This window comes from Ruegeria sp. CDSC051, from assembly GCF_059610665.1.
On record NZ_JBXWOC010000001.1, the window covers coordinates 1 to 24,408 of the forward strand.

Below are 24,408 nucleotides of genomic sequence, written 5' to 3' on the forward strand. Positions count from 1 at the left end.
GCCATATTTTCAGCGATATCAACAAATTGACACCCGCCATAGTAACGCCTGCCGGGGTATCCTTCGGCGTATTTGTTAGTCATCACCGAGCCCTGCGCTTCCATCACGGCAGCAGAGACGATGTTCTCGGACGCGATCAATTCGATCTCGTCGCGCTGACGGCCCAGCTCGGACGTGATCGAGCCGAACAGCTCTGGGTCGCGCGCTGAGAGAGACTGGGTGAAAAAACCGGTATCACGTAGATTGGCGTTCATGGGGGCTCCACAATGCTGGGATTTCTTGCGGATTTCCTATCGGAAACGGGACATCGGCAAAAGGCTTAAAGCGACGATTTGGCCAGCGGTGGCGTCAAGTCTGGTCTATAGGGGAAAGGTATGATTGTTTCGGAACCAAATGTGCAGCACTGGAAACCACAATAGATGATTCAAAGAATCGCTTTTCTTGCCAGCGACGCCAAGGTGGCTCAAACCGCACGCGACAAACTGGTCAGGCGCTATGGCAATGCGGCGCCGCGTGATGCAGGTGTAATTGTCGCGCTGGGTGGGGACGGCTTTATGCTGCACACTTTGCACAACATGCAGCACCTCGATACGCCCGTATATGGCATGAATCGTGGAACAATCGGGTTCCTGATGAACGAGTTCCACGAAGAAGATCTGATGGACCGTCTTTCCGCCGCTGAAGAAGAGGTCATCAACCCGCTGGCGATGCGCGCGATGGATCAGTCCGGAAAGATCCATGAGGCGCTAGCCATCAATGAGGTCTCTTTGCTAAGGGCAGGCCCTCAGGCGGCGCGGCTGAGGATCAGTGTGGACGGTCGCGTGCGCATGGATGAATTGGTTTGCGATGGCGCTTTGCTGTCAACGCCAGCAGGATCGACGGCTTATAACTATTCCGCGCATGGGCCAATCCTGCCGATTGGATCGGATGTTCTAGCCCTGACAGCGATTGCAGCCTTTCGTCCGCGACGCTGGCGGGGGGCGCTGCTGCCCAAAATCGCCCAGGTGCGCTTCGATGTGTTGGATGCGGATAAGCGGCCGGTCATGGCGGATGCGGATTCAAATTCATTTCCGGATATTGATTGGGTCGAAATTCGATCTGAACCGGCGATTCGGCACCGTATCCTGTTCGACCCGGGCCACGGCCTGGAAGAGCGTCTGATTTCGGAACAGTTCACCTAAATGAAAGGCCAGGTACGAATTAATCGCGCTTGTGTGAACCAGTTCACACGAATCCGATTAACATTAAGGTAGTGTGAACTTGCCTGGAGAACACGCCATGGTGGAAGTGAGTGGCCATCAACGGCGGTTTCGAAATGAACGTGCAGTTTATGTGCGGGCGAGGGTAGGTGGTGCTACGCTCGTTATCGGATTTCTAGGCATATTTTAGAAAGCGGACCCCGGGTACAAAACCCCGGGGTCTATTTTTTTGGACAACGTCTATTTAGAAGGACGTCCCCATTTTCTTCCACAATGGCAGGCACATTTGCCCTACCCGGTCTTCTATCGCCGCGGCGGCGTCTACGGCCATATCCTCGCGCCATCTGCGGGCTGCGATCTGGATGTTGATCGGCTGCGGCCCACGCGGCAGCTCGGCCAGCCGCGCCGGAACACATGCCGCGGGCAGGCCGATGAAGTTCATCGCATAGGAATAGACCGCACAGCCCAGAACTTCATGCACGCCCTCGGCGCCCTCGGTATCTCGGTCCGGTTTGAAGAACGGCTGTGGCAGGAATGGTGACAGGACCAGAGGATAGTTTTGCATGAACAGAGACCACTCGCGCGCATAGTGGCTGCGCTTGGCCAGCATTTCGATAAGGTCTGTGCCAACTATGGGTGGGAATTCCTGAAAGTAGACCTCGAATATGTCGCGGATTGTTTTTGATCCCGCAGCCTCGATATCGGCTTTCAACAAGGTCAGAACTTCACCCATCAGGGCGCGGTACCCACCACGACCAGCTTCAAAGATATCGGGTGGTGCGACCTCTTCCACTACATAGCCTGCATCGATCAATGCATCGCATGCAGTATCCAGAGCCTTGTCGACTTCGGGATGCAAATCGTATCCAAAGGTCTGCTTGGTGAAGGCGACCTTGATCGGGCCGGTTTGGTCCTCACCCCGCCACGGCATCGGCACGTGAAACGGATCGCGCGGATCGGGCGCGATCAAGCTGGGCATGGACAGGTGCAGGTCCGCTGCGGAGCGCGTGATCAGTCCCTGCACCGACATCGATTGTGCCAGTATGCCCCGTTCTGCCGATTGGCTGGGATTCCACGCCGGAACACGACCCAAACCCGGTTTGACGGTGACCGCCCCATTGGCGGCGGCAGGAAATCGCAGACTGCCCCCTATATCGTTGCCATGGGCCAGCGCACCGATCCCAGCCATCACAGCCGCGCCCGCGCCACCAGAAGATCCCCCGGGCGAGATATGACGCCCCCAGGGGTTATACGTGCGGCCGTGCAGTTCGTTGTCTGTGTCAGCACGGAACGAAAACTCGGGCGTGTTGGTGCGACCGATGACGATGGCGCCCGCCTTTTGCAGGTTGGAAACAACCGGCGCATCATCCGGGGCGATCACGTCTTTCAGGGCAACGACCCCATTCGAGGTCGCATGTCCTTTTTGATCGACGTTGATTTTGATGGTGACCGGCACACCATGCAGGGGGCCGGGCTGCTCTCCGCCACCGACCGCCTTGTCCAGATATCGCGCACGGTCCAGCGCCTGCAGGCTCAGATCTTCGACAACCGCATTCAGCGCAGGATTGACCCGTTGCATCCGGTCGATGGAGGCTTTGACGGCCTCTTCCGCGCTGATTTCCCTGTTGCGCGTCAACGCGGTCAGATCTGTGGCGTTCAGACGCCAGATGTCGGTTTCTGTCATGGGGCCTCACTGTCTTGGTCAGACAGTAGAGGCCCGGTGTCAGGTTGCAAGAGGCGGCAGGCGCACCGATTTTCTACTGGGCGTAGCCGATGGATTTCAGCGCCTCGGTGATCTCGTCCAGAATCGCCGGGTCGTCGATGGTGGCGGGCATCTTGTAGTCCTTGCCATCCGCAATCGAGACCATGGTCCCGCGCAAGATCTTGCCCGACCGCGTTTTGGGCAGCCGGTCAACAACCACGGCCAGTTTGAAGGCAGCGACCGGTCCGATCTTTTCGCGCACCAGCTTGACGACATCCTGAACGACGTCACCGTGGTCTCGATCACAGCCCGCGTTCAGACACAGGAAACCAACCGGCATCTGGCCTTTCAACTGGTCCGACACGCCGATCACGGCGCATTCGGCAACGTCAGGGTGCGCGGCCAGAACCTCTTCCATGCCGCCGGTGGACAGACGATGGCCCGCGACGTTGATCACGTCATCGGTGCGCGCCATGATGTAGAGGTACCCGTCCTCATCAACCATGCCCGCATCGCCGGTTTCATAATATCCGGGAAAGTGATTCAGGTACGAGCTTTTGAACCGGTCTTCGGCGTTCCACAGCGTTGGCAGAGTGCCAGGCGGCAGGGGCAGCTTTACCGCAATCGCGCCCAGCTCTCCGGGTTTCATCGGATGCCCGCCTTCGTCCAGGATCTGCACGTCGTAACCGGGCATCGGCTTGGCAGGTGAGCCCAGCTTGGTTGGCAGCTCTTCAATCCCCAGCGGATTGCCCGCGATGGTCCAACCGGTTTCGGTTTGCCACCAATGGTCGATGACCGGAACGTTCAGCGCGTCTTTGGCCCATTCGATCGTGTCGGGATCCGCCCGCTCTCCGGCCAGAAACAGGGCTCGCAGGCAAGAGAGGTCGTATTCAGGGATTAATTCCCCCTTGGGATCTTCACGTTTGACCGCGCGGATTGCAGTGGGAGCAGTGAAGAAACTGCGAACATTATGCTCGGATATCACCCGCCAGAAGGTGCCCGCGTCTGGGGTTCCTACCGGCTTGCCCTCGAACACTATCGTGGTGTTGCCGTGGATCAGCGGCGCGTAGCAGATATATGAGTGGCCAACGACCCAGCCGACATCAGAAGCCGCCCAGAACACGTCGCCGGGATCCACGTTATAGATGTTCTTCATGGTCCAGTTCAGGGCGACCAGATGGCCGGCCGTCGGCCGTACGACTCCTTTGGGCGCTCCGGTCGTGCCCGATGTATACAGGATATAAGCTGGATCATTGCCATCGACAGGAACACATTCCGCAGGCTCAACACCGTACTGGAACCCGTGCCAGTTGAAATCACGCCCCTCGATTAAATGCGCAACCTCTTGTTCGCGCTGGAATATCACGCAGAAATCGGGCTTGTGGCTGGCAAGTTCGATGGCACCGTCAAGCAGCGGTTTATAATGCACCACACGGCCCGGCTCCATCCCGCAAGAAGCGGCGATGATTGCTTTTGGTTTGGCGTCATCAATACGGACCGCCAATTCGTTGCTTGCAAAGCCACCAAACACAACCGAGTGCACCGCACCCAGTCGGGCACAGGCCAACATCGCCTCAAGCGCTTCGGGGATCATCGGCATATAGATGATAACCCTGTCGCCCTTTTCGACACCTTTTGCCCGCAATGCCCCGGCCAAAGTAGCGACCCGATTGCGCAGTTCGACATATGAGATCTCGCGCTTGGTGTGGGTGATTGGGCTGTCATAGATGATGGCCGTCTGTTCACCGCGACCATTCTCGACATGGCGATCAACCGCATTCCAGCAGGTGTTGACCCTGGCATCACAGAACCATTCATAAAGAGGAGCATTGTCGTCAAACAAAGCCTTGCTGGGTGGCCGAACCCAATCAATTCCTTTTGCAGCTTCCATCCAGAATGACTCCGGATCGGATTTCCAGCTCTGGTAAACGTCCTGATATGCCACTTTGGTCTCCTCCGAAAAATCCCTGCACCGTGTCTAGGGCGGGGTATAGGGGGCAGACAAGCGGTCGAAGTGACGGGGCGTCACTTTATCGCAAAATATTTGCAGATGTATAAGAATTTCCCTGCTAATTTTTGCAAACCTGTTGGCAATTTATGGATTTTGCGCGCCGAATTCACATTTTTGCAAAACTGCAAATGTATTGGTGCAAATATGAAGGAATCAGTCCGGGCACCTGTTTCGGTGCCCGGAGGGGATCCGTGACCCTTTACCCGTAATGAGCGACAGGTGTTCCTGCGATCGCCGCCATGTTCAGTAACCCGCGTGCGGTGATCGAGGGGGTCACGATATGTGCCTTGTTGCCCATACCCATCAGGATCGGGCCAACTTCCAGCGCGTTGGCCTTCATCTTCAGGATGTTGCGCACACCGCTGGCGGCATCTGCGTGGGCAAATATCAGGACGTTGGCGACACCTTCTAGACGTGAATGCGGGAAGATGCGCGACCGCAGTTCAGGGTCAAGCGCTACGTCCAGATTCATCTCACCCTCATAGGTGAAATCGCGCGGCTCCGAGTCCAGAATCTCCAAAGCGGCCCGCAGGCGCTTGCCCGAGCCTTCGGCCTGATTGCCGAATTGAGATTGCGAACAGAATGCGATTTTTGGCTCCAACCCGAAACGCCGGACATGACGGGCCGCGCCCAGGGTGGTTTCGGCAAGCTCTGCAGGCGTTGGTAATTGCCGCACATGTGTATCGGCAATGAACAAGGGGCCGTCCTCAAGAACCATCAGAGACAAAGCGCCATGTGCGCGCAGGTCGCCATTGGCCAACACCTGTTCGACATAGCTTAGGTGCCAGCGGTATTCGCCAAAGGTTCCGCAGATCAGGCTATCGGCCTCGCCACGCTGGACCATGATCGCCCCAATGGCTGTGCTGTTGGTGCGCATGATGGCCTTGGCCAGATCAGGGGTGACACCGCGGCGCTGCATGATCTGGTGATATGAGGTCCAGTAATCATAGTAGCGATTGTCATGTTCCGGGTTCACGATCTGAAAATCCTCGCCGGGACGCACGGTCAGGCCCAGGCGCTCGCATCGCGCTTCGATGACTTCGGGACGTCCGATCAGGATCGGTGTCTCCGTGGTTTCTTCCAGAATGGCCTGAGCGGCGCGCAGCACACGTTCGTCCTCGCCCTCGGCAAATACTATTCGGCGCGACGCAGCTGCTGCGGCCTCGAAAACCGGGCGCATGATCAGGGCGGATTTGAAAACCGTCTGGTTCAGGCGCTCTTTATAGGCCTCCATATCTGGAATCGGACGCCTGGCAACGCCACTGTCCATAGCCGCCCGGGCCACTGACGAGGACACAACAGCGACGAGGCGCGGGTCAAAAGGTTTTGGGATCAGATAGTCAGGTCCGAATGTCAGTTGCTCGCCCTTATAGGCGGCGGCGGCTTCTGCACTGGTCGTTGCCCGGGCCATATCAGCGATACCGTCTACGCAGGCGATCTGCATAGCGTCGTTAATTTCGGTCGCACCAACATCCAGGGCGCCCCGGAAGATGAAAGGAAAGCACAGAACGTTGTTCACCTGATTGGGAAAATCACTGCGACCCGTTGCGATGATCGCATCGGGGGCCACTTCGCGAGCTGCGTCCGGCAGAATCTCGGGCGTCGGGTTGGCCAGCGCGAAGATGATTGGTCTGTTGGCCATTTTCGCGACCATTTCGGGTTTCAGGACATTCGGTCCGCTAAGCCCCAGAAACAGATCGGCATCCCCGATCACGTCATCCAGCGTGCGCAGATCAGTCTTTTGCGCGAATTGGCTCTTGTGCGGGTTCATGTCCTCGGCTCGCCCTTCATAGACAAGCCCGTGAATGTCACACAGCCAGATGTTTTCGCGTTTCACACCCAGCTTCACCAGCATGTTCAGGCAGGCGATCCCAGCCGCGCCTCCGCCGGTCGAGACGATTTTGATATCCTCGAACTTTTTCCCGGCAACGTACAGCGCGTTCTTGGCAGCGGCGCCCACGACGATTGCGGTGCCGTGCTGGTCATCGTGAAAAACGGGGATGTTCATCCGCTCGCGGCACAGTTTTTCGACAATAAAACAATCGGGTGCCTTGATGTCTTCAAGGTTGATCGCACCGAACGTGGGTTCCAGCGCGCAAACGATATCGGCCAGCTTTTCGGGGTCGGATTGGTCAACCTCGATGTCGAAACAGTCGATCCCTGCGAATTTCTTGAACAGAACCGCTTTGCCTTCCATCACCGGCTTTGAAGCCAGAGCGCCTATATTGCCCAGGCCCAGCACTGCTGTTCCGTTCGAGACCACGCCAACAAGATTGCCCCGCGCAGTGTAAAGCTCGGCGTTGGATGGGTCGGCCTTGATTTCCAGGCTGGCCTCGGCGACGCCAGGCGAGTAGGCGCGCGCCAGATCCCGACCGTTGGCCATGGGTTTCGTAGCCCTGATTTCGAGCTTTCCAGGCTTTGGGTGAGCGTGATAATCAAGCGCGGCCTGTCGCAGGTTGGGAGTGTCAGACATAGGCAATTCATCTCCGTTCCGAATTTGGTTGAAGGGTTAAACTATTTCTGGCGCCTTGGCTACGTGACGTCACTTCATAAATGGATTTTTGCCAAACACGGCCGTAGGTTGAATTTTGTTCCAATATGGTTACGGTCTCGCATCTTCATATTCGGCACCGCTTCCACAGGAGATCGAAGGCCCAAGATGACCCCGGAAAAACAATCTCAGTCGATACCCGTCACAACCGATACCAAGCGGTCCTTTGGGCTGGACCAGCCGCTGTTTCGTGCAGCGATTGGTGTTGCGTTGCTGATCTTGGTGGTCCTCTGTATCTGGCCAGTGCAGGCGATGTCCCTCAGCCATGAGGGCGGCCCGTTCGAATCCATTTCGGCCGCGGCGCTTGTTCTGGCCGGGGGCATTGCGCTTTTCCGGTATCGCGGGATTTCCCGTCTCTATATCGGTCTCGTCTGTTTGCTGCTGGCAGAGCGCGAACTAGCTGCGGATATCTATGCCGTAGATAGCCTGCCATATGGGATTCTGAATGGGCTGGACACGCTGCTTGATATGAACGCGGTTCGCGTCATCCTGGCTGTTTTGGTTCTGGGAGGCTTGCTCTGGCACGGGGTGCCAAACGGGTGGCGTGCGTTCAAGCAACGGGTCCCGTTTCTAATGGTGTTCTTTCTGGCCGGTATGTGTGCGGTGGTTGCACAGGGGTTGGAAGAGGTCAGTGGCGCACTGAAAGACGACCTGTCGGACCAGATGATCATGCGTTTGTTTGTGTTGGAAGAAACGCTTGAGATGTTCTTTTCGATTGGCATTTTGGCTTCTGTTCTGATCGGATGGCCCAAAGCCACGACCGAAGAGAACTTGAATGACCAGCAATCAGACCAAAGCTGAGATTCGTCTGCCGACGCAGGAATTACGTGACGACATCCCGTTTTTTACCAAGGTACTGGGGATGCGGATGGATATGATCTATCCGGCTGATGATCCTCGGGTCGCCGTGTTCTCGGGGCATGGATTGCGATTACGGATCGAACAGGATGCACCCGAGGCGCCCGGAATGTTGCGCATTCTGACCGAAAATCCGGATGAGTTTGCGGCTGGCCAGCGCAGTTTGGTCGCGCCGAACGGGACGCGTGTCGAAATTGATGAGCTGAACCCGCCGATGGTGATGCCGGATACCGTGCATTCCTTTGTCGTGCGCAGACTCAAGGATCAGGCCCCGTGGGTCATCGGGCGCGCCGGAATGCATTATCGCGATTTGGTACCCGATCGCTTGGGCGGGTCGATCATTGCCAGCCATATCCGCATTCCTGATGGCGGTCCGGTTCCAGACATGGTGCATTTCCACAAGGTCGGGTTTCAGTTGATTTTCTGCATCCATGGCTGGGTTGATGTGGTTTACGAGGATCAGGGCGACAAGATGCGCCTGACCGCCGGCGATTGCTTTATCCAGCCGCCCGAAATCCGTCATCGTGTGTTGGAAGCATCGGACAATGTGCAGGTGATCGAAATTGGTGTTCCTGCCGAACATGTCACCGAAATCGACCACGAAATGCAGTTGCCGACCCCGCAATACCGCCCGGATCGCGAATGGCAGGGCCAGCGCTTTGTCTACAACCGGGCCGAGGGGGCAGAATGGGGGCCGTTCCGTTTGCCGGGCTACATCTGTCGCGACACCACGATTGCCCAGAACACGATGGGTGTCGCAGGCGTTCAGGTGGTGCGTCGGGGGCAGGGTGACACCGCCTGGGCTACACATGATACCGATATTCATTTCACTTTCGTTATGAACGGTGAGTTGACGCTCGAAGGCGAGGGGCGCGACCCCTATCGGCTGGAACAGGGCGATGCCTTTGTCATCCCACCGGGTATGCGCACACGCCTGTCTGATCCGACCGATGATGTTGAACTGCTTGAGGTCACGCTGCCTGGCGTGTTCAATACGGTTCTGGATTAAGCATTTTGGCTCAGGAATTCTGCGCTCGGGGCTTCAATTCCCCGGGGGCTTTCATTTAGGGTATGACTTTCTGACCAGATGATCAAAAAATGGGGAATCGCCATGAGCTTGAAAGACGCAGCCTTGTCCGTGCGGGAAAACGCCTATGCGCCTTATTCCAATTTCAAGGTCGGCGCGGCGATCCGGTCCCTGTCGGGGCAGATCTACTCCGGTTGCAATGTGGAAAACGTGGCCTATCCCGAAGGCACTTGCGCCGAGGCCGGAGCCATTGCCGCTATGGTCGCTGCTGGCGAGCAGGAACTGACCGAGGTTTACGTGGTCGCGTCGTCTCCTCAGCCAGTACCGCCGTGCGGGGGGTGCCGCCAGAAACTGGCCGAGTTCGGCAAGCGTGACGTCAAGGTGGTATTGGCCAGCTTGGACGGGGCGGAGTTGAAAACCACTATCGGGGATCTGCTGCCAGGCGCATTTGACGCCTCGCATATGGAGGATGTGTGACCCCATGGACGCCCGCTCGATCATCGCAAAGTTGCGCCGCAAGGATATACCCTCCGCCGAGGAACTGCACTGGTTTGCGCAGGGGCTTGCCGATGGTGGGGTCAGTGACGCGCAGGCAGGGGCCTTTGCCATGGCGGTTTGCATGGGCGGGTTGGGCGCGCAGGGCCGCGCCGATCTGACCATTGCGATGCGCGACAGCGGCGATGTCCTGAACTGGGATGTGGAAGGTCCGGTAATCGATAAACACTCGACCGGGGGTGTGGGGGACAGCGTCAGCCTGGTACTCGCCCCCGCACTGGCCGAGCTTGGGGCCTATGTGCCAATGATTTCTGGCCGGGGACTGGGACATACGGGCGGCACGTTGGACAAACTTGAATCCATCCCCGGTGTGACCACCCAGATCAGCCAGGACCGACTGGTGCAGTTGTTGAACGAAACGGGGGCAGCCATTGTCGGCGCCACCGGGCAAATCGCGCCAGCGGACAAACGGCTTTACGCCATTCGGGATGTCACGGCGACAGTTGAAAGCCTCGACCTGATCACCGCGTCGATCCTGTCGAAAAAGCTTGCAGCCAGCCCGGATGCACTGGTGCTAGACGTTAAGGTTGGCAGTGGGGCCTTTATGAAAACCCTTGATGACGGGCGCAATCTGGCACGGGCGCTGACGGAAACCGCCAACGCTGCAGGGTGTCGGACCTCGGCAGTCATAACCGATATGAACCAGCCGCTTGCCTCTGCGCTGGGCAATGCACTTGAGGTGGATGAGGTCATGAAGGTATTGACCCAAGCGCCTGACGCGCCGTTGGCTGTGATCTCTGCCGAACTGGGTGGGGTTCTGTTGGCTGACGCCGGTATGTTTGCCACTTCGGAAGAAGGCCGGGACAAAATCGCCAAGGTCATCCGCGATGGCCGTGTCGCAGAACGGTTTGGCCGCATGATGGCCGCAGTTGGGGCACCCATTCACTTTGTCGACGATTGGTCGCGCTATTTGCCCGAAGCCAGCGTGATCCTCGAAGTGTCCGCTCCCGCTGCGGGCTATGTAACCACGATAGACGGAGAGGCTCTGGGCCTTGCGGTTGTCGAATTGGGTGGCGGACGTCAGGTTGAAAGCGATGTGATCGACCCTGCGGTCGGGCTGTCAGATCTGGTGCGACTGGGCGACCGGGTCGAAAAAGGCGCGCCATTGGCTGTCGTCCATGCCGCCCGCGAGGATGCCGCGCGACGTGCGGCTGATGCTGTTCAAAAGGCGATCACGCTTGGAACGGGTAAACCAGTGGTGCCAACCCTTGTCCACGAGAGGATCACGCCATGAGCCGCGCCTTCCTTGTGGTGATGGATTCTGTGGGTATCGGCGGTGCGTCCGATGCTGATCAGTTCTTTAATGGCGACATGCCGGATACTGGGGCAAACACTCTGGCCCATATCGCGCAGGCTTGTGCTCAAGGTCAGGCGGAAGAGAGGCGATCCGGGCCTTTGCATCTACCGCATTTGGATGCGCTGGGGTTGGGTGCTGCGGCACGGCTGGCCTCGGGTGCGGAAACGCCGGGTTTGCTGGCCCAGCCGACAGGTCTGTGGGGCTGCGCCTGTGAGGATTCTCCGGGCAAGGACACGCCATCGGGGCATTGGGAGCTAGCAGGGCTGCCTGTGCCGTGGGACTGGCATTACTTTCCCAATACAACACCATCATTTCCGGCTGATCTGAGCAAGGTCGCAGCCGAGGCCGCCGGAACCGAAGGGGTTTTGGGGGATTGCCACGCCTCGGGCACCACGATCATCGCCGAATTGGGGGCCGAGCATATGCGAACCGGTTGGCCGATCTGCTATACCTCGGCCGATAGTGTCTTTCAGATCGCCGCGCATGAAGAAAGTTTCGGCCTAGACCGTCTGCTTGACCTCTGCCGCGCGCTGGCCCCACGTTTGCACCAGATGAAAGTGGGGCGTGTGATCGCACGGCCCTTTGTCGGCTCGCCCGAACAAGGGTTCACCCGCACGACCAACCGCAAGGATTTTGCCATCGTGCCGCCCGCTCCGGTGCTGACGAACTGGTGTCAGGATGCGGGCCGCCGTGTTCATGCAGTGGGCAAGATCGGCGATATCTTTTCCATGCAGGGAATCGACACGCTGCGCAAAGGGTCGGATGCTGACTTGATGGGTCATCTGTCCGATCTGGTCGATGAGGCCGAAGAGGGCAGCCTGACATTCGCTAATTTTGTCGAGTTCGACAGTCTCTATGGCCATCGGCGCGACATCAGCGGCTATGCCCGCGCGCTGGAATGGTTTGACCAAGAGATAGGTGCAATTCTGACCCGGTTGCGCCCCGATGACCTGATGTTGTTGACCGCTGATCACGGCAACGACCCAAGCTGGATCGGCACCGACCACACGCGTGAGCAAGTACCTGTCCTGATTGCAGGGCAGGGTGCGGGGCAGATCGGTCAGGTCAAATTCGCCGACATTGCCGCCAGTATCGCACATCACCTGAATATCCCGGCACAAGGGCCGGGGCGGAGCTTTCTATGACTGTCGCTGACCTACCCAAGATCGAACTGCACTTGCATCACGAAGGTGCCGCGCCGCCTGCCTTCATCCGTCAGCTGGCGCATGAAAAGCGCATCGACCTGAGCGGGATTTTCAAACCTGACGGGTCATATGATTTCCGGGATTTCGCCCATTTCCTCAGCGTATATGAGGCCGCCTGTGAAGTGCTGAAATCGCCCGAGGATTTCCGCCGTCTGACGTTGGCTATTCTTGAAGAAAGCGCGGCGAACGGGGTGGTGTATTCGGAAAGCTTTCTGAGCCCCGATTTCTGTGGCGGTGGCGATTTGGTGGCCTGGCGCGACTATCTAAGTGCCATTCAGGATGCCGCTGATGAAGCCGAGCGGAAATACGATATCACTCTGCGCGGCGTGGTGACCTGTGTCCGGCATTTCGGACCCGAACAGGCCAAGCTCAGTGCATATTGTGCCGCTGAAACAGCTGGCGACTGGATTACTGGGTTCGGTATGGGGGGCAATGAATCCATGGGGGTTCAGGGCGACTATAAGTGGGCGTTTGACTGCGCGCGCGAGGCTGGACTACGCCTGACCACCCATGCCGGAGAGTTCGGCGGGCCGGATAGTGTCCGCGATGCGATCCGTGATCTGGGAGTTGAACGCATCGGCCATGGCGTGCGTGCGATCGAAGATCCCGACCTTGTGCATGAGATCGTTGATCGTGGTGTGACGCTCGAGGTTTGCCCGGGCTCGAACGTGGTTCTGGGCCTGTTTCCCGACTTTGCCAGCCATCCGATTTCCAAGTTGCGCGAGGCAGGTGTCAAGGTCACCGTGTCCACCGACGATCCGCCGTTTTTCCATACCACAATGCGGCGTGAATATGAGATGTTGGCCAAGGCCTTTGGATGGGAGGTCGAGGATTTTGCCGCTGTGAACGAAACTGCCCTGAATGCGGCTTTTTGCGATGAAGCGACCCGTGCGCGGGTCAAGAAAAGACTGGAGATATCATGAGCGAACACCTGACCGTCGTCGACCACCCGTTGGTGCAGCACAAATTGACGCTCATGCGGGACAAGGGCACTTCGACCGCCGAATTCCGTCAGTTGCTGCGTGAGATCACCTTGCTTCTGGCCTATGAGATCACGCGCGAAATGCCATTGACCACCCGGCACATTGAAACCCCGATGGAAGAGATGGACGCCCCCATCCTGGCAGGTAAGAAACTAGCGCTGGTTTCTATCCTGCGCGCCGGTAACGGAATGCTGGACGGAGTTTTGGAACTGATCCCCTCGGCCCGCGTCGGCTTTGTTGGCCTGTACCGCGATGAAGAGACGTTGAAGCCCGTCCAATATTACTTCAAAGCGCCCGAGGGGTTGAAGGACCGTCTGGTCATTGCCGTCGACCCGATGCTGGCAACCGGCAACAGCTCGGCCGCTGCGATTGATTTGCTGAAAGAGGCGGGCGCGACGGATATCCGGTTCCTGTGCCTGCTGGCCGCCCCCGAAGGCGTTGCCCGCATGAAAGAGGCACATCCGGATGTTCACATCGTCACCGCCGCACTGGACCGTGAGCTGAACTCAAAAGGCTATATCATGCCGGGTCTGGGCGATGCGGGCGACCGGATGTTCGGGACCAAATAAGCGGGCTTATCCGCCGCATATATTCTGCAGACGGACCCATTCGCGATCTGGCAGTATCTGTTGCAGGGGCTGGCCCGCCATCGGGTCGGCCTCGATCAGGCCCAGCACGGTTTCACCTGTGACGTCCGTCGCATAAGCAAAGGGGACTGAGGGCAAAGCTGCCTCGGCAAAAATTTCCAGCAGGTTCTCGTCGGGTACAGCCGGACGGGGTTCTGATAGAACTTCTTCGGTATAACTGTCGACAATCTGAGGTGTCAGCTCACCGGTTGTCAGCAGGCGGAACGCAGATCTGATGCCAGTACGGTCCAGCAGATCATCCAGTGGGTCCTGTGCCTGCACACGTGCACGTTCCGCAAGGATGTACCCGGCCACGACCGAGGGGTCTTCGTGATCTTCGACCAGAGATCGGTTCAACAGGACAATTCCACCCGGCAGGGTCAGGCTGGTCTGTACTCCGGCGGGTAGGATAACAATTGCGCGCACGCCCGTTCTTGCCGCCAGATGATCCAGTGCTTCCTGAGTGCCCTCGGACACGCAGGCGCGGCCTGACACTCTTTCGATGCGCCTCAGGATTGTGTCGCCGATGTCGATACGTTTGATTTCGGGAACGACGGATACGACATGGTTTTGTAACGCTGACGGTAACCACAACAGCATGAGCGCGGCCACAGCAGCCACAACCCCGGCCACGCTGAACCACCGCAAACGCCCGGGGTGGGGGCGTGACCAGTCGATGGCACGCTGCAGACGGTCAATGGCTTCGATCATCGTGGTTTCGGATTGGGCCAGTTCCAACGTCTCTTGTGGGTCGCCATCCGGGTGGTAAATTGCAGGGAAAACACCGGGGTTCTGGCGCTCTAGCGCAGCCAGCGACCAATGCGTCAGGGCCCGGTCGTTGAAATCCGATATCGTCAGCGTCGCTTCACCAATCGACACAACAACCTCGCGCCGCTGAACATCGGGCGAGGGGCGCCACAGACCGGTGGCTTCGATCCGCTGGAACTGTTTCAGTGCCGTCATCGGGGTGATGTCTGCTCGTTCTTAATTGGAGCCAGCTTAACACGCTAAATTCAACCGGCGCAAACCTGTTGCGCGACGTTCAGGAAATGTGCTGGATACCTAGACGAGCGGAATATTCTGTTACCGCTCTCCATCATGCCGCGGGGAAAATGATGCAGGCGGACACCCAGACTTCACCGGTTTTGGCCTCGGTGCTGATGGTCAGTGCTATGGCAATCATCGGCGTGATTGACAATGTGGTCATCTTGGTGGCCGAAACGATCGGTCTGTGGCAGTTCCATTTCAGCCGGGCACTGCTCATGCTACCGCTGATAATGGGCCTGTCACTGCTTGGGCTGGGCCGCTTGCGCCCGATTAGGCTTGGCCCCGTGATCCTGCGTAGTGTTCTCATCACATTGGCCATGTTGTTCTATTTTGCCTCGCTTGCGCTGATGCCGATTGCTCAGGCGCTGGCAGGGTTGTTCACGTCGCCGATCTTTGTGCTGTTGATTACAACCGTCGCCATGAAGCAACGGATAGGCCCATGGCGTATTCTGGCCGTTGCAGTAGGGTTTGCCGGGATTTTGTGCGTGTTGCAGCCGAATCCCGGCGAGTTTGATGCAAAAACGCTGTTGCCGGTCGCCGGAGGGCTGTTCTACGCGTTCAGTTCAGTCATCACCCGAAGCCACTGCGCGCAGGAGAGCACGACGGCATTGCTGGCGGCAATGGTGGTGACTTTGGGACTGGCTGGAGCGTTGGGACTAATCGTGTTTTCTCTTTTCCCAGTGGCTCCGGTCGCTGGGCCGGACGGGTTCGTCACCCGAGGTTGGGTCTGGCAGATGGGACCGGCACTTCCATGGATTATTGCGCAGGCTGTTGGTTCAACGATTGCGGTATTCATGCTGATCAAATCCTATCAGATCGGTGAGACCTCTTATGTGGCGGTGTTTGAATATTCGGTGATGATATTTGGACCCTTGTTCGCCTGGAGGGTCTTTGGGCAGAATATCGGTGTTCTGCAGATCCTCGGCATATGCCTGATCGCAACGGCCGGAGTTCTGCTGGCCTGGCGGTCCACGCGTCCCGCCGCTACAGAGGCCGCATCGTGATCATTTCGCGCGGTCGCTCTTATATCTTCGTCCACATTCCCAAAACTGGAGGGACATCTTTGTCGCTGGCTTTGGAACAGCGCGCGATGAAGGATGATATTTTGCTGGGAGATACGCCCAAGGCAAAGAAACGCAATAGGCGGATCAAACAGCTATCGGCGCGTGGCCGCCTTTGGAAACATTCAACCCTCGCCGATATCGAAGGTGTTCTTTCACCGGATGACTTTTCGGGGATGACAGTCTTTACTCTGGTCCGAAATCCCTGGGATCGGCTTGTCAGCTATTATCACTGGCTCAAGGTGCAAGGCTTTGATCATCCCGCAATCGCGCTGGCCCGCGCCCATTCGTTTGAAGGATTTGTCTGCCATCCCGCGACGCAACAGTCGCTCCGTCAGCATCCGGCGCGGCACTACGTGACGCGAGCCGATGGTATTGAACAATGCCAGCATTTCATCAGGCTCGAAGCCTTTGATCAGGGGGCAGAGCCTCTGTTCGACCATTTGGGGTTTCGGATCACGCTGCCGCATTTGAACCGATCAGAGCGGTCACAAGACTACCGCAGCTATTATTCAGCCGCATCACAGGAGGCCATCGCCGAGGCTTGCGCTGAAGATATAGACAGATTCGGATACTCTTTTGATTAGATGACAGAAATATCGTTTCCCTGCGGGACTTAATACCGGGCGATTACAGATCGTTGTTCCGTTTTTAGCGTTGTCCAACGGGGTTTGGGACCCAAATCAGGCTCAAATGTGTCAAAATTTGGACGCGTGATCGGTTTGGATGCTAATGAATATCTATTGTTTTTGGTGCCAGCAGGGGGGGAGGCACGTGTTTGAAGTAGTGAGTGACATGGGTATTTCAGATGTTCCGGAAAGCCGGACACAATTCGAAACCAGAGTAGAACTGAACGCGCGCCGTGGCGGCTTGATCCACGGGACCAGGGTTGCAACTGTCGACGGCTGGACGCCGATTGAAGACATTCAGCCTGGTGATCTGATCCGGACAGTCGAGAACGGCTTTAAGGTAGTAAGGCGCATTTCTGTCGATACGATTTCGGTTCCTACTGAAGAAAGTCGGATCGAGTATTTGCCAGTCCGCGTACCCCCAAGTGCCGTCGACAGCCCAGGTACGATTTGGATCATGCCTGAACAGGGTATAGCATTGGAGCATGGCACCGCAGATCTGACTGTTGTGGCAGCACGAAAGTTGAGCGGTTTGTTCCGCATCAAGTCGGACGTCCCGGCATCATCATTCGATGTCAGCGCACTGTTCTTTGACGAGGATGAAGTGGTCTATATGGAAGGCGGCATGCGCGCCTTCTGCCCGTCAGGGCGTTTCGGCGGCCACAGCGGCACAAGTGCGGGCTATCAAATTGCCGAAAGCGAAACAGCGGCGGATTTGGTCGAAGAAATACGAACCGAGGGCCGCGTGGCAGCCCTTGCCAACCCGTTGGGTGCGCTGCCTGCACCCATCTCGCTGGAACAAGTTGTCCCTTTGAGACCCAGCAGGGGTGCGCGTCGCCCGGGTCGTCCGGGCCGACCTCTCCCAGTGATCTGAACGGCAGACCAACCAAACACGACAAGCAGGGTGCTGGCGTAAGGTCTCTTACGCCAGCACCAACTGTTTAGGCAGCCTTGGCTTCGGGGTTGAAACGCCCGTAGAAGCTTTGGCCTTTATCTGCCATCTCACGCAGCAGCGGCGGGCAGGTAAACCGTTCCCCATATTGTGCGGTCAACTGATCGCAGCGCTCGGCCGCATAAGGGGTGCCGATGATGTCCAGCCAGCTCAGTGGGCCACCTGACCAAGGTGCAAAGCCCCAGCCCAAGATTGCGCCGACGTCACCCTCGCGGATGTCTTCCAGAACGCCTTCTTCCAATGCGCGGACAGCCTCCAGAACCTGAGCGAACATCAGGCGTTCCTGCACTTCGATCACGTCGGGCTGATCCTCTGCCAGCGGATACTTGTCCTGCAGACCCTTCCAATATTCGACGCGCTTGCCTTTTTCGTCATAGTCGAAGAAGCCCGCGTTTGCCTTGCGGCCCAGACGGCCCTGTTCTTCCATCCAGAAGATCAGATCATCGGACGGGCTTTCAGGATATTCGTTGCCCATCGCGGCCTTGGTCGCGCGTGCGATCTTGGCACCCAGATCAATCGAGGTCTCATCAGTCAGCTGGATCGGCCCGACAGGGAAGCCCAACTGGCGTGCCGCGTTGTCGATCAGAACCGGGCTGACGCCTTCGGTCACCATCCGGGCACCTTCATTGATGTAGGGAATGATGCAGCGGTTGGCGTAGAAGAAGCGGGCATCGTTGACCACGATCGGCGTCTTGCGGATCTGGCGCACATAGTCCAGTGCCTTGGCCACTGCGCGATCACCGGTTTCCTTGCCTTTGATGATCTCGACCAAGAACATCTTTTCGACGGGCGAGAAGAAGTGGATGCCGATGAACTGATCCGCACGCACCGAAGCTTTGGCCAGGTCGCTGATCGGCAGGGTCGAGGTGTTCGAGGCAAAGATGCAATCCTCGGGAATGATCGCCTCGACCTTTTTGGTCATCTCGGCCTTGACGCCCATGTCTTCAAAGACAGCTTCGATGATCAGGTCGCAGCCCTTCAGATGATCAAGGTCAGGGGTCGCGGTGATGCGGCCCAGCATGGCCTCTTTCTTTTCAGCCGTAACCTTGCCGCGCTTCATACCTTTGTCCAGGAACGTCTCGGTATAGGCTTTGCCTTTGTCTGCTGCTTCCTGATCGCGGTCGACCAGAACAACTTCCATACCGGCCTGCGCCGATACAAGTGCGATACCCGCACCCATCATGCCAGCGCCCAGAACACCGATCTTCTTGACTGACTGATCCGGTACGCCCGCAGGACGCACGGCGCCTTTTTCCAAGGCTTCCTTGTTCAGGAACAGTGATCGGATCATGGCACCCGAAGACGGGTTCATCAGAACGGAGGTGAACCAACGGGCTTCGATCTTCAGCGCGGTGTCGAAATCAACCAGTGCACCTTCGTAAACAGCGCTTAGCAACGCCTTGGCGGCAGGGAACGCACCCTGGGTTTTGCTATTCACCATAGCCGAGGCGCCGACGAAATTCATGAAACCAGCAGGGTGGTAAGGCGCGCCACCGGGCATTTTGTAACCCTTGGCATCCCAAGGCTTCACAATGTCCGCATCTTTGGCGTTCAGCACCCAATCTTTTGCTGCGGCAACTGGATCCTCGGCGATCTCATCGATGTAGCCTGCACTTTTCGCCTTTTTGACGTCCAGCATCTTGCCTTCCAGCAACAGCGGAGCGGCTGCAATCGCACCGACCTTGCGGACCATACGGGTGGTGCCACCAGCGCCCGGGAAGATGCCAACCATGATTTCAGGCAGGCCGTATTTCGCCTTTGGGTTCTCGGCTGCAAAGATGCGGTGCGTCGACAGCGGTAGTTCCATGCCAATGCCTGCGGCTGTACCGGGCAGGGCGGTTGCAATCGGCTTGCCGCCTTTCTTGGTCTTGGGGTCCATGCCCGCCAGCTCGATCTTGCGCAGCACGCCGTGCATATTCATGGTGCCTTCGAACAGGCCCTTGGCGGGGTTGTTGCCCGCCTGTTCTTTCATCACCGCAAGCAGGTTCAGGTCCATGCCACCGGCGAACGAACCTTCTTTCCCGCTGGTGATAACGATGCCTTTGATCTCGTCATCGGCAAGTGCCTGATCGATGCAATCGCTCAACTGTGCGAAGCCGTCAAAAGACATCACGTTCATGGACTTTCCTAGGACGTCCCAGGTGATAATGGCGACGCCGTCCGCGTCTTTGCTCAGAGTGAAATCAGTCATTGTCATCTCCAATCTGGTCAGCCGTTAGCGGGCTGCCATCTTTCCGGGTGAAGGAGAATCCGTTCTCATCATCCTTCACCATCATGTCTAAGTCGCTGTAATAGCCGGTCTCGTTCGGGGTCCGTGTGCCCACCACCAGAAAGGTCGCAGGCGCATCGGTGTTGTTCACAAGGTGATGGCCGTTGGCTTCACCTGCGGGCCATGCGGCGCAATCGCCGGGCTGCATTTCATGCTCGCCATCGTCGTCGATCAGCGTACAGGTGCCGCTTAGCATGATTGCAAACTCGTCCTGCTCCATATGGTAGTGACGCAGCGAGGACATGCCTTGCGGTTCAAGCCGTACGATGTTGACCCCGTACTGGGTCAGCCCGCCCGCATCACCGAGGCGCTGAACAAAACGGCCTGCGGTCGCCTCGGCCAGCTTGCCGGGATAGGCCGAGCCGCCCTGAAACGGAATCTGAGAGAGATCCAGCTTGGGCATCAGACGCGCTCGATGATCGTTGCTGCACCCATGCCAGATGCGATGCAAAGCGTGGCCAGCCCGGTTTCCTTGTCCTGACGTTCAAGCTCATCCAGCAGGGTGCCGATGATCATCGCGCCGGTCGCGCCCAGCGGGTGGCCCATTGCGATCGAGCCACCATTGACGTTGACCAAAGCCGGATCGACATCGAATGCCTGCTGGAAGCGCAGAACAACCGAGGCAAAGGCTTCGTTCACTTCGAACAGGTCGAGATCGCTGATTTTCATGCCGTTGTCGGCGAGGATTTTCTCGGTCACCGGAACCGGACCGGTCAGCATAATGGTGGGGTCGGTGCCGATCTTGGCCGTGGCCTTGATGCGTGCGCGCGGCTTCAGGCCGTATTTCTCGCCGAATTCCTTGTTGCCGATCAGAACTGCCGCCGCACCATCCACGATGCCCGAGCTGTTACCCGCGTGGTGGATATGATTGATCTTTTCCAGATGCGGGTATTTCAGCTTTGCGACGTTGTCGAAGCCGGGCATTTGCTCGCCCATCATCTGGAATGCGGGGTTCAAGCCACCCAGGCTTTGCATGTCCGTGCCGGGGCGCATGTATTCATCATGGTCCAGAATGGTCAGGCCGTTCTGATCCTTAACGGTGATGACCGATTTCGAGAACCGGTTGTCGTCCCACGCAGCTTTTGCACGGCGCTGCGATTCCATCGCCAGCGCATCAGCCTGATCGCGTGTGAACCCGTATTCGGTCGCAATGATATCAGCTGAGATACCCTGCGGAACGAAATAGGTGTTCATCGCCAGTGAAGGGTCAGCCGCAATCGCAGCGCCATCGCTGCCCATCGGAACACGGCCCATCATCTCGACCCCGCCTGCAATATAGGCGTCGCCCGCGCCGCCTTTGACCTGGTTGGCAGCTAGGTTCACAGCTTCCATGCCCGAGGCGCAGAACCGGTTGATCGCCAGCCCGGGGATCGATTCATCCAGATCAGAACCCAGCACTGCGGTTCGTGCCAGACAGCCGCCCTGTTCCATAACCTGGGTTACGTTGCCCCAGATGACGTCCTCCACGGCGTGGCCCTCTAGATTGTTCCGCTCTTTTACGGCGTTCAATGTCAGCGAGGACAGGCGCGCCGAAGTCAGCTCGTGAAGGCTGCCATCCTTGCGGCCTTTGCCGCGCGGGGTACGCAGGGCGTCATAGATATATGCGTCGGTCATAGTTTTCTCCTTAAGCTCGATCCGGCACAGAGCCGGGCATCAGGTCGTAGGGGTGTTTCCAGCCAGGCTGCTGGGACAAGCGTGTCAGCCAGGCGTCGATATTTGGCCATTCGGTGCGGTCAAAGCCGAAGGGTTCAGGATAGTAGAGATAGCCACAGCAGCTGAGATCAGCATTGGTTACGCCGTCCCCAACGATCCAGTCGCGACCGTTCAGATGTGCATCCAGGACTTGATACGCAGCCTTCAGACGACCCTGGTTGAATGCGATCACGTCTGGGTTGCGATGTTCTTCCGGCAGAAAGTTGATCAAAAAACGGGTCAGGCCTGCCATCGAGCTGAGTTTGTGATTGTCCCACAGCACCCAGCGCAGTACCTCGTATTTCTCTTCCTGCGTCTTTCCTCCGAACATACCTGTCTTTTCAGTTATATAAGTCTGAATGGCCCCGGACTGACTGGTGCGAAAGTCGCCATCAATCATGACGGGCGCTTCACCCATTTCGTTGACAGTGGCACGAAATTCGGGAGTGCGCGTCACTCCTTTGAAGAAGTCGACTTCGACGGCTTCCCATTCTAACCCTGATAACTCCAGAGCCAGCGCCGCCTTGTACGAGTTTCCGCTGACGCCGAAACAATGCAGTTTGATGGTCATCATTTGCCTCCCTTGGCACATGAGTCAGTGCGATGTGCTGTATCATGTAGCCCGCCCTTTTTTGGGCGGGTCTGTTTTCTTATCGTTTGCGCTCTTCAAGTTCGGAATTGAAGATACGCAAACGGTGCGTCAGGCTCTCTTCGTCGATGACACTGTTGAAGTTCTCGAACAGGAATGACAGTGCCTCACCTTCGTCCAGACCAGCCTCGCGCGCGAACCCTCTGAGTTTGCGATAGCCGTCTTCGGTCATGGCGACCGGGAAACGGCGAGTCAGGCGAAATCGTTTTGGCATATCGAGCCTTTCGAATGGCCGGCCCCAAGATGGTTTGGGGCCGGTCAGAGATCAGAAGTTTGCCGCGTCCAGGCCCATGACAGTATCCGCACCGCTCTGGATGCGTGTCAGATGAAGACTGGTGGCTGGCAAGCGACGCGCCATGTAGAACTGGCCGGTGGTAATCTTTGTCTCGTAGAACTCGGTGTCCGAAGTCCCGGCTTCAAGTGCGGCATAAGAGGCTTTTGCCATCTGTGCCCACATCAGGCCCAGGCAGACATGACCGAACATGTGCATGAAGTCATTCGACCCAGCCAGCGCATGGTTGGGGTTCTTGGTGCCGCTTTGCATAAAGTACATGGCAGCGGCCTGCAGATCCTTGGAGGCCGCTTTCAGCGGTTCGATAAACGCCGTATCATAGGCTTCGTTCTGACCTGCGTTTTCCTTGCAGAAGTTTTTGACCATTTCGAAAAACGCCATGACGTGTTTGCCGCCATCTTGGGCAAGTTTACGGCCCACAAGGTCAAGCGCCTGAACGCCGTTTGCGCCTTCGTAGATCATCGCGATCCGGGCGTCGCGGGTATATTGCGACATGCCCCATTCTTCGATGTAGCCGTGGCCGCCATAGACTTGCTGGGCCTTGACCGTCATGTCATAGCCTTCGTCGGTCAGGAACCCTTTGAGGACCGGCGTCAGCAGTGAGATCAGGCCATCGGCGTCATCGTCACCAGAGCGGTGGGCCTTGTCGATCATGGTGGCTCCCCACAGAACAAAGGCACGGGCACCCTCGGTAAAGCTCTTCTGATCCATCAGGCTGCGGCGGATGTCGGGATGCACGATCAGCGGATCGGCTGGACCGTCCGGATTTTTCGCGCCGGTCACATCGCGGCCCTGCAGGCGGTCCTTGGCATATTCCACCGCGTTCTGATAGGCCGCGTCGGCCTGGGACAGACCCTGCATGGCTACACCCATACGAGCTTCGTTCATCATGGTGAACATCGCGCGCATGCCTTTATGCTCTTCGCCCAAAAGATAGCCGGTTGCCTCGTCATAGTTCATGACGCAGGTCGAGTTGCCGTGGATGCCCATCTTTTCTTCGATGTTGCCGACCGATACGCCGTTGCGTTCACCCAGGCTGCCATCTTCGTTCACCATGAATTTAGGAACGATGAACAGGGATACACCCTTGATGCCTTCGGGGCCGCCCACGATCTTGGCCAGCACCAGGTGAATGATGTTGTCGGCCATGTCGTGTTCACCAGCCGAGATAAAGATCTTCTGACCGGAAATCTTGTAGGAGCCATCCGCCTGCGGTTCAGCCTTGGTGCGCATCAGACCCAGGTCGGTGCCGCAATGCGGTTCGGTCAGGTTCATGGTGCCGGTCCAATCGCAGCTAACCATGTTCGGCAGATAGGTTTCTTTCTGCTCTTGGGTGCCGTGCGCCAGAATGGCCGAGGCTGCGCCGTGGGTCAGACCTTGATACATGGTGAACGCCTGGTTCGAGGCGGAAAACATCTCGGCCACGGCAGAGCCGATGACATAAGGCATGTTCTGGCCGCCGAATTCTTCGGGCATGTCCAGGCCGGTCCAGCCGCCTTCCTTCATCTGACCGAATGCGTCTTTAAAGCCAGTAGGGGTATATACCACACCGTTTTCCAAACGACATCCTTCGGTATCACCGATTGTATTCAGCGGGTGCAGAACATTTGTCGCCACCTTACCGGCTTCTTCTAGAACAGCGCCGGTAAAATCAGGTTCAAGCTCGCTATAACCCGGGATGTCCGATCCCGATACATTGAGCACTTCGTGCAATACGAACTGCATGTCTTTGGTTGGTGCATTGTATACGGGCATTGGGAACTTCCTTAGTTTCGCTTGTCCGGTGGGTGGGTGCCGCCGGGG

21 protein-coding genes and 1 pseudogene are annotated in these 24,408 nt (G+C 57.6%); 11 read left to right on the forward strand and 11 right to left on the reverse strand.

Going from position 1 to position 24,408, the window contains the following annotated elements:
- Positions 1–254 (reverse strand): annotated as a pseudogene (gene glyA / locus AC2FH0_RS00005) (serine hydroxymethyltransferase); the annotation flags it as partial.
- A 165-nt stretch (positions 255–419) separates the two neighbouring features.
- Here glyA and AC2FH0_RS00010 point away from each other — a divergent pair.
- A complete protein-coding gene (locus AC2FH0_RS00010; protein WP_142632779.1) occupies positions 420–1,181 on the forward strand; it encodes an NAD kinase in 762 nt (253 codons plus the stop codon).
- A gap of 262 nt (positions 1,182–1,443) precedes the next feature.
- Here AC2FH0_RS00010 and AC2FH0_RS00015 read toward each other — a convergent pair whose 3' ends face one another.
- The 3 genes from AC2FH0_RS00015 to AC2FH0_RS00025 form a co-directional block, all read right to left on the reverse strand.
- Entirely contained in the window at positions 1,444–2,883 is a 1,440-nt protein-coding gene (locus tag AC2FH0_RS00015) for an amidase family protein (protein ID WP_496788223.1), read from the reverse strand.
- 73 nt (positions 2,884–2,956) lie between these two features.
- On the reverse strand, positions 2,957–4,846 hold the full coding sequence (gene prpE / locus AC2FH0_RS00020; protein WP_496708666.1) for a propionate-CoA ligase PrpE: 1,890 nt from the start codon (positions 4,844–4,846) through the stop codon (positions 2,957–2,959).
- 265 nt (positions 4,847–5,111) lie between these two features.
- A complete protein-coding gene (locus tag AC2FH0_RS00025; protein WP_142632785.1) occupies positions 5,112–7,385 on the reverse strand; it encodes an NADP-dependent malic enzyme in 2,274 nt (757 codons plus the stop codon).
- 186 nt (positions 7,386–7,571) lie between these two features.
- Here AC2FH0_RS00025 and AC2FH0_RS00030 point away from each other — a divergent pair, with 186 nt between their 5' ends.
- From AC2FH0_RS00030 to upp, 7 genes are all read left to right on the forward strand, one after another.
- Positions 7,572–8,264, forward strand: coding sequence for a hypothetical protein (locus AC2FH0_RS00030; protein ID WP_496692455.1), 693 nt, complete (start codon positions 7,572–7,574; stop codon positions 8,262–8,264).
- Entirely contained in the window at positions 8,239–9,330 is a 1,092-nt protein-coding gene (locus AC2FH0_RS00035; protein WP_142632789.1) for a cupin domain-containing protein, read from the forward strand. The genes AC2FH0_RS00030 and AC2FH0_RS00035 overlap by 26 nt, the downstream gene beginning before the upstream one ends.
- Before the next feature lie 102 nt (positions 9,331–9,432).
- Positions 9,433–9,825, forward strand: a complete 393-nt coding sequence (locus tag AC2FH0_RS00040; RefSeq protein WP_142632791.1) for a cytidine deaminase — start codon at positions 9,433–9,435, stop codon at positions 9,823–9,825.
- A gap of 4 nt (positions 9,826–9,829) precedes the next feature.
- Complete coding sequence (locus AC2FH0_RS00045; protein WP_496788225.1) at positions 9,830–11,137, forward strand: thymidine phosphorylase; 1,308 nt, start codon at positions 9,830–9,832, stop codon at positions 11,135–11,137.
- Positions 11,134–12,345, forward strand: coding sequence for a phosphopentomutase (locus AC2FH0_RS00050; protein ID WP_496788227.1), 1,212 nt, complete (start codon positions 11,134–11,136; stop codon positions 12,343–12,345). The genes AC2FH0_RS00045 and AC2FH0_RS00050 overlap by 4 nt, the downstream gene beginning before the upstream one ends.
- A complete protein-coding gene (locus AC2FH0_RS00055; protein WP_496788229.1) occupies positions 12,342–13,328 on the forward strand; it encodes an adenosine deaminase in 987 nt (328 codons plus the stop codon). Before AC2FH0_RS00050 ends, AC2FH0_RS00055 begins: the two co-directional genes overlap by 4 nt.
- A complete protein-coding gene (upp, locus tag AC2FH0_RS00060) occupies positions 13,325–13,957 on the forward strand; it encodes a uracil phosphoribosyltransferase (protein WP_142632797.1) in 633 nt (210 codons plus the stop codon). Before AC2FH0_RS00055 ends, upp begins: the two co-directional genes overlap by 4 nt.
- Positions 13,958–13,963: 6 nt before the next feature.
- On the opposite strand, the gene AC2FH0_RS00065 is transcribed toward upp, so the two are convergent.
- Complete coding sequence (locus AC2FH0_RS00065; protein WP_496692449.1) at positions 13,964–14,977, reverse strand: hypothetical protein; 1,014 nt, start codon at positions 14,975–14,977, stop codon at positions 13,964–13,966.
- Positions 14,978–15,129: 152 nt separating this feature from the next.
- On the opposite strand from AC2FH0_RS00065, the gene AC2FH0_RS00070 reads away from it, so the two are divergent.
- The 3 genes from AC2FH0_RS00070 (at position 15,130) to AC2FH0_RS00080 (ending at position 17,625) form a co-directional block, all read left to right on the forward strand.
- Positions 15,130–16,065, forward strand: coding sequence for a DMT family transporter (locus tag AC2FH0_RS00070; protein WP_496696044.1), 936 nt, complete (start codon positions 15,130–15,132; stop codon positions 16,063–16,065).
- Positions 16,062–16,709, forward strand: a complete 648-nt coding sequence (locus tag AC2FH0_RS00075; RefSeq protein WP_496696042.1) for a sulfotransferase family 2 domain-containing protein — start codon at positions 16,062–16,064, stop codon at positions 16,707–16,709. The genes AC2FH0_RS00070 and AC2FH0_RS00075 overlap by 4 nt, the downstream gene beginning before the upstream one ends.
- Before the next feature lie 187 nt (positions 16,710–16,896).
- A complete protein-coding gene (locus AC2FH0_RS00080) occupies positions 16,897–17,625 on the forward strand; it encodes a Hint domain-containing protein (protein ID WP_496692446.1) in 729 nt (242 codons plus the stop codon).
- A 67-nt stretch (positions 17,626–17,692) separates the two neighbouring features.
- On the opposite strand, the gene AC2FH0_RS00085 is transcribed toward AC2FH0_RS00080, so the two are convergent.
- The 6 genes from AC2FH0_RS00085 to AC2FH0_RS00110 all read right to left on the reverse strand — a co-directional run bounded on the left by AC2FH0_RS00085 (position 17,693) and on the right by AC2FH0_RS00110 (position 24,360).
- Positions 17,693–19,894, reverse strand: a complete 2,202-nt coding sequence (locus AC2FH0_RS00085) for a 3-hydroxyacyl-CoA dehydrogenase NAD-binding domain-containing protein (RefSeq protein WP_496788231.1) — start codon at positions 19,892–19,894, stop codon at positions 17,693–17,695.
- Positions 19,887–20,375 carry a cupin domain-containing protein gene (locus tag AC2FH0_RS00090; RefSeq protein ID WP_142632807.1) on the reverse strand — a complete coding sequence of 163 codons (489 nt, stop codon included), beginning with the start codon at positions 20,373–20,375 and terminating at the stop codon, positions 19,887–19,889. The genes AC2FH0_RS00085 and AC2FH0_RS00090 overlap by 8 nt, the downstream gene beginning before the upstream one ends.
- Positions 20,375–21,586 carry an acetyl-CoA C-acetyltransferase gene (locus tag AC2FH0_RS00095; RefSeq protein WP_142632809.1) on the reverse strand — a complete coding sequence of 404 codons (1,212 nt, stop codon included), beginning with the start codon at positions 21,584–21,586 and terminating at the stop codon, positions 20,375–20,377. The genes AC2FH0_RS00090 and AC2FH0_RS00095 overlap by 1 nt, the downstream gene beginning before the upstream one ends.
- 10 nt (positions 21,587–21,596) lie before the next feature.
- Positions 21,597–22,235, reverse strand: a complete 639-nt coding sequence (locus tag AC2FH0_RS00100; protein WP_142632811.1) for a glutathione S-transferase family protein — start codon at positions 22,233–22,235, stop codon at positions 21,597–21,599.
- Between the two features lie 79 nt (positions 22,236–22,314).
- The gene (locus AC2FH0_RS00105; protein ID WP_142632813.1) at positions 22,315–22,527 is read right to left on the reverse strand and encodes a hypothetical protein; all 213 of its coding nucleotides are present in this window, start codon (positions 22,525–22,527) and stop codon (positions 22,315–22,317) included.
- Between the two features lie 51 nt (positions 22,528–22,578).
- Positions 22,579–24,360, reverse strand: coding sequence for an acyl-CoA dehydrogenase C-terminal domain-containing protein (locus AC2FH0_RS00110; protein WP_496788233.1), 1,782 nt, complete (start codon positions 24,358–24,360; stop codon positions 22,579–22,581).
- Positions 24,361–24,408 lie beyond the last annotated feature (48 nt).

Excerpts from the sequence above, each read along its gene's own strand:
- AC2FH0_RS00045 (WP_496788225.1), top strand. The coding sequence starts at position 9,830 with ATGGACGCCCGCTCGATCATCGCAAAGTTGCGCCGCAAGGATATACCC.
- AC2FH0_RS00010 (WP_142632779.1), top strand. The coding sequence starts at position 420 with ATGATTCAAAGAATCGCTTTTCTTGCCAGCGACGCCAAGGTGGCTCAA.
- upp (WP_142632797.1), top strand. The coding sequence starts at position 13,325 with ATGAGCGAACACCTGACCGTCGTCGACCACCCGTTGGTGCAGCACAAA.
- AC2FH0_RS00110 (WP_496788233.1), bottom strand. The coding sequence starts at position 24,360 with ATGCCCGTATACAATGCACCAACCAAAGACATGCAGTTCGTATTGCAC.
- AC2FH0_RS00040 (WP_142632791.1), top strand. The coding sequence starts at position 9,433 with ATGAGCTTGAAAGACGCAGCCTTGTCCGTGCGGGAAAACGCCTATGCG.
- AC2FH0_RS00015 (WP_496788223.1), bottom strand. The coding sequence starts at position 2,883 with ATGACAGAAACCGACATCTGGCGTCTGAACGCCACAGATCTGACCGCG.
- AC2FH0_RS00035 (WP_142632789.1), top strand. The coding sequence starts at position 8,239 with ATGACCAGCAATCAGACCAAAGCTGAGATTCGTCTGCCGACGCAGGAA.
- AC2FH0_RS00070 (WP_496696044.1), top strand. The coding sequence starts at position 15,130 with ATGCAGGCGGACACCCAGACTTCACCGGTTTTGGCCTCGGTGCTGATG.
- AC2FH0_RS00030 (WP_496692455.1), top strand. The coding sequence starts at position 7,572 with ATGACCCCGGAAAAACAATCTCAGTCGATACCCGTCACAACCGATACC.
- AC2FH0_RS00095 (WP_142632809.1), bottom strand. The coding sequence starts at position 21,586 with ATGACCGACGCATATATCTATGACGCCCTGCGTACCCCGCGCGGCAAA.
- AC2FH0_RS00025 (WP_142632785.1), bottom strand. The coding sequence starts at position 7,385 with ATGTCTGACACTCCCAACCTGCGACAGGCCGCGCTTGATTATCACGCT.
- AC2FH0_RS00055 (WP_496788229.1), top strand. The coding sequence starts at position 12,342 with ATGACTGTCGCTGACCTACCCAAGATCGAACTGCACTTGCATCACGAA.
- AC2FH0_RS00090 (WP_142632807.1), bottom strand. The coding sequence starts at position 20,375 with ATGCCCAAGCTGGATCTCTCTCAGATTCCGTTTCAGGGCGGCTCGGCC.
- AC2FH0_RS00105 (WP_142632813.1), bottom strand. The coding sequence starts at position 22,527 with ATGCCAAAACGATTTCGCCTGACTCGCCGTTTCCCGGTCGCCATGACC.
- AC2FH0_RS00065 (WP_496692449.1), bottom strand. The coding sequence starts at position 14,977 with ATGACGGCACTGAAACAGTTCCAGCGGATCGAAGCCACCGGTCTGTGG.
- AC2FH0_RS00100 (WP_142632811.1), bottom strand. The coding sequence starts at position 22,235 with ATGACCATCAAACTGCATTGTTTCGGCGTCAGCGGAAACTCGTACAAG.
- AC2FH0_RS00050 (WP_496788227.1), top strand. The coding sequence starts at position 11,134 with ATGAGCCGCGCCTTCCTTGTGGTGATGGATTCTGTGGGTATCGGCGGT.
- AC2FH0_RS00085 (WP_496788231.1), bottom strand. The coding sequence starts at position 19,894 with ATGACTGATTTCACTCTGAGCAAAGACGCGGACGGCGTCGCCATTATC.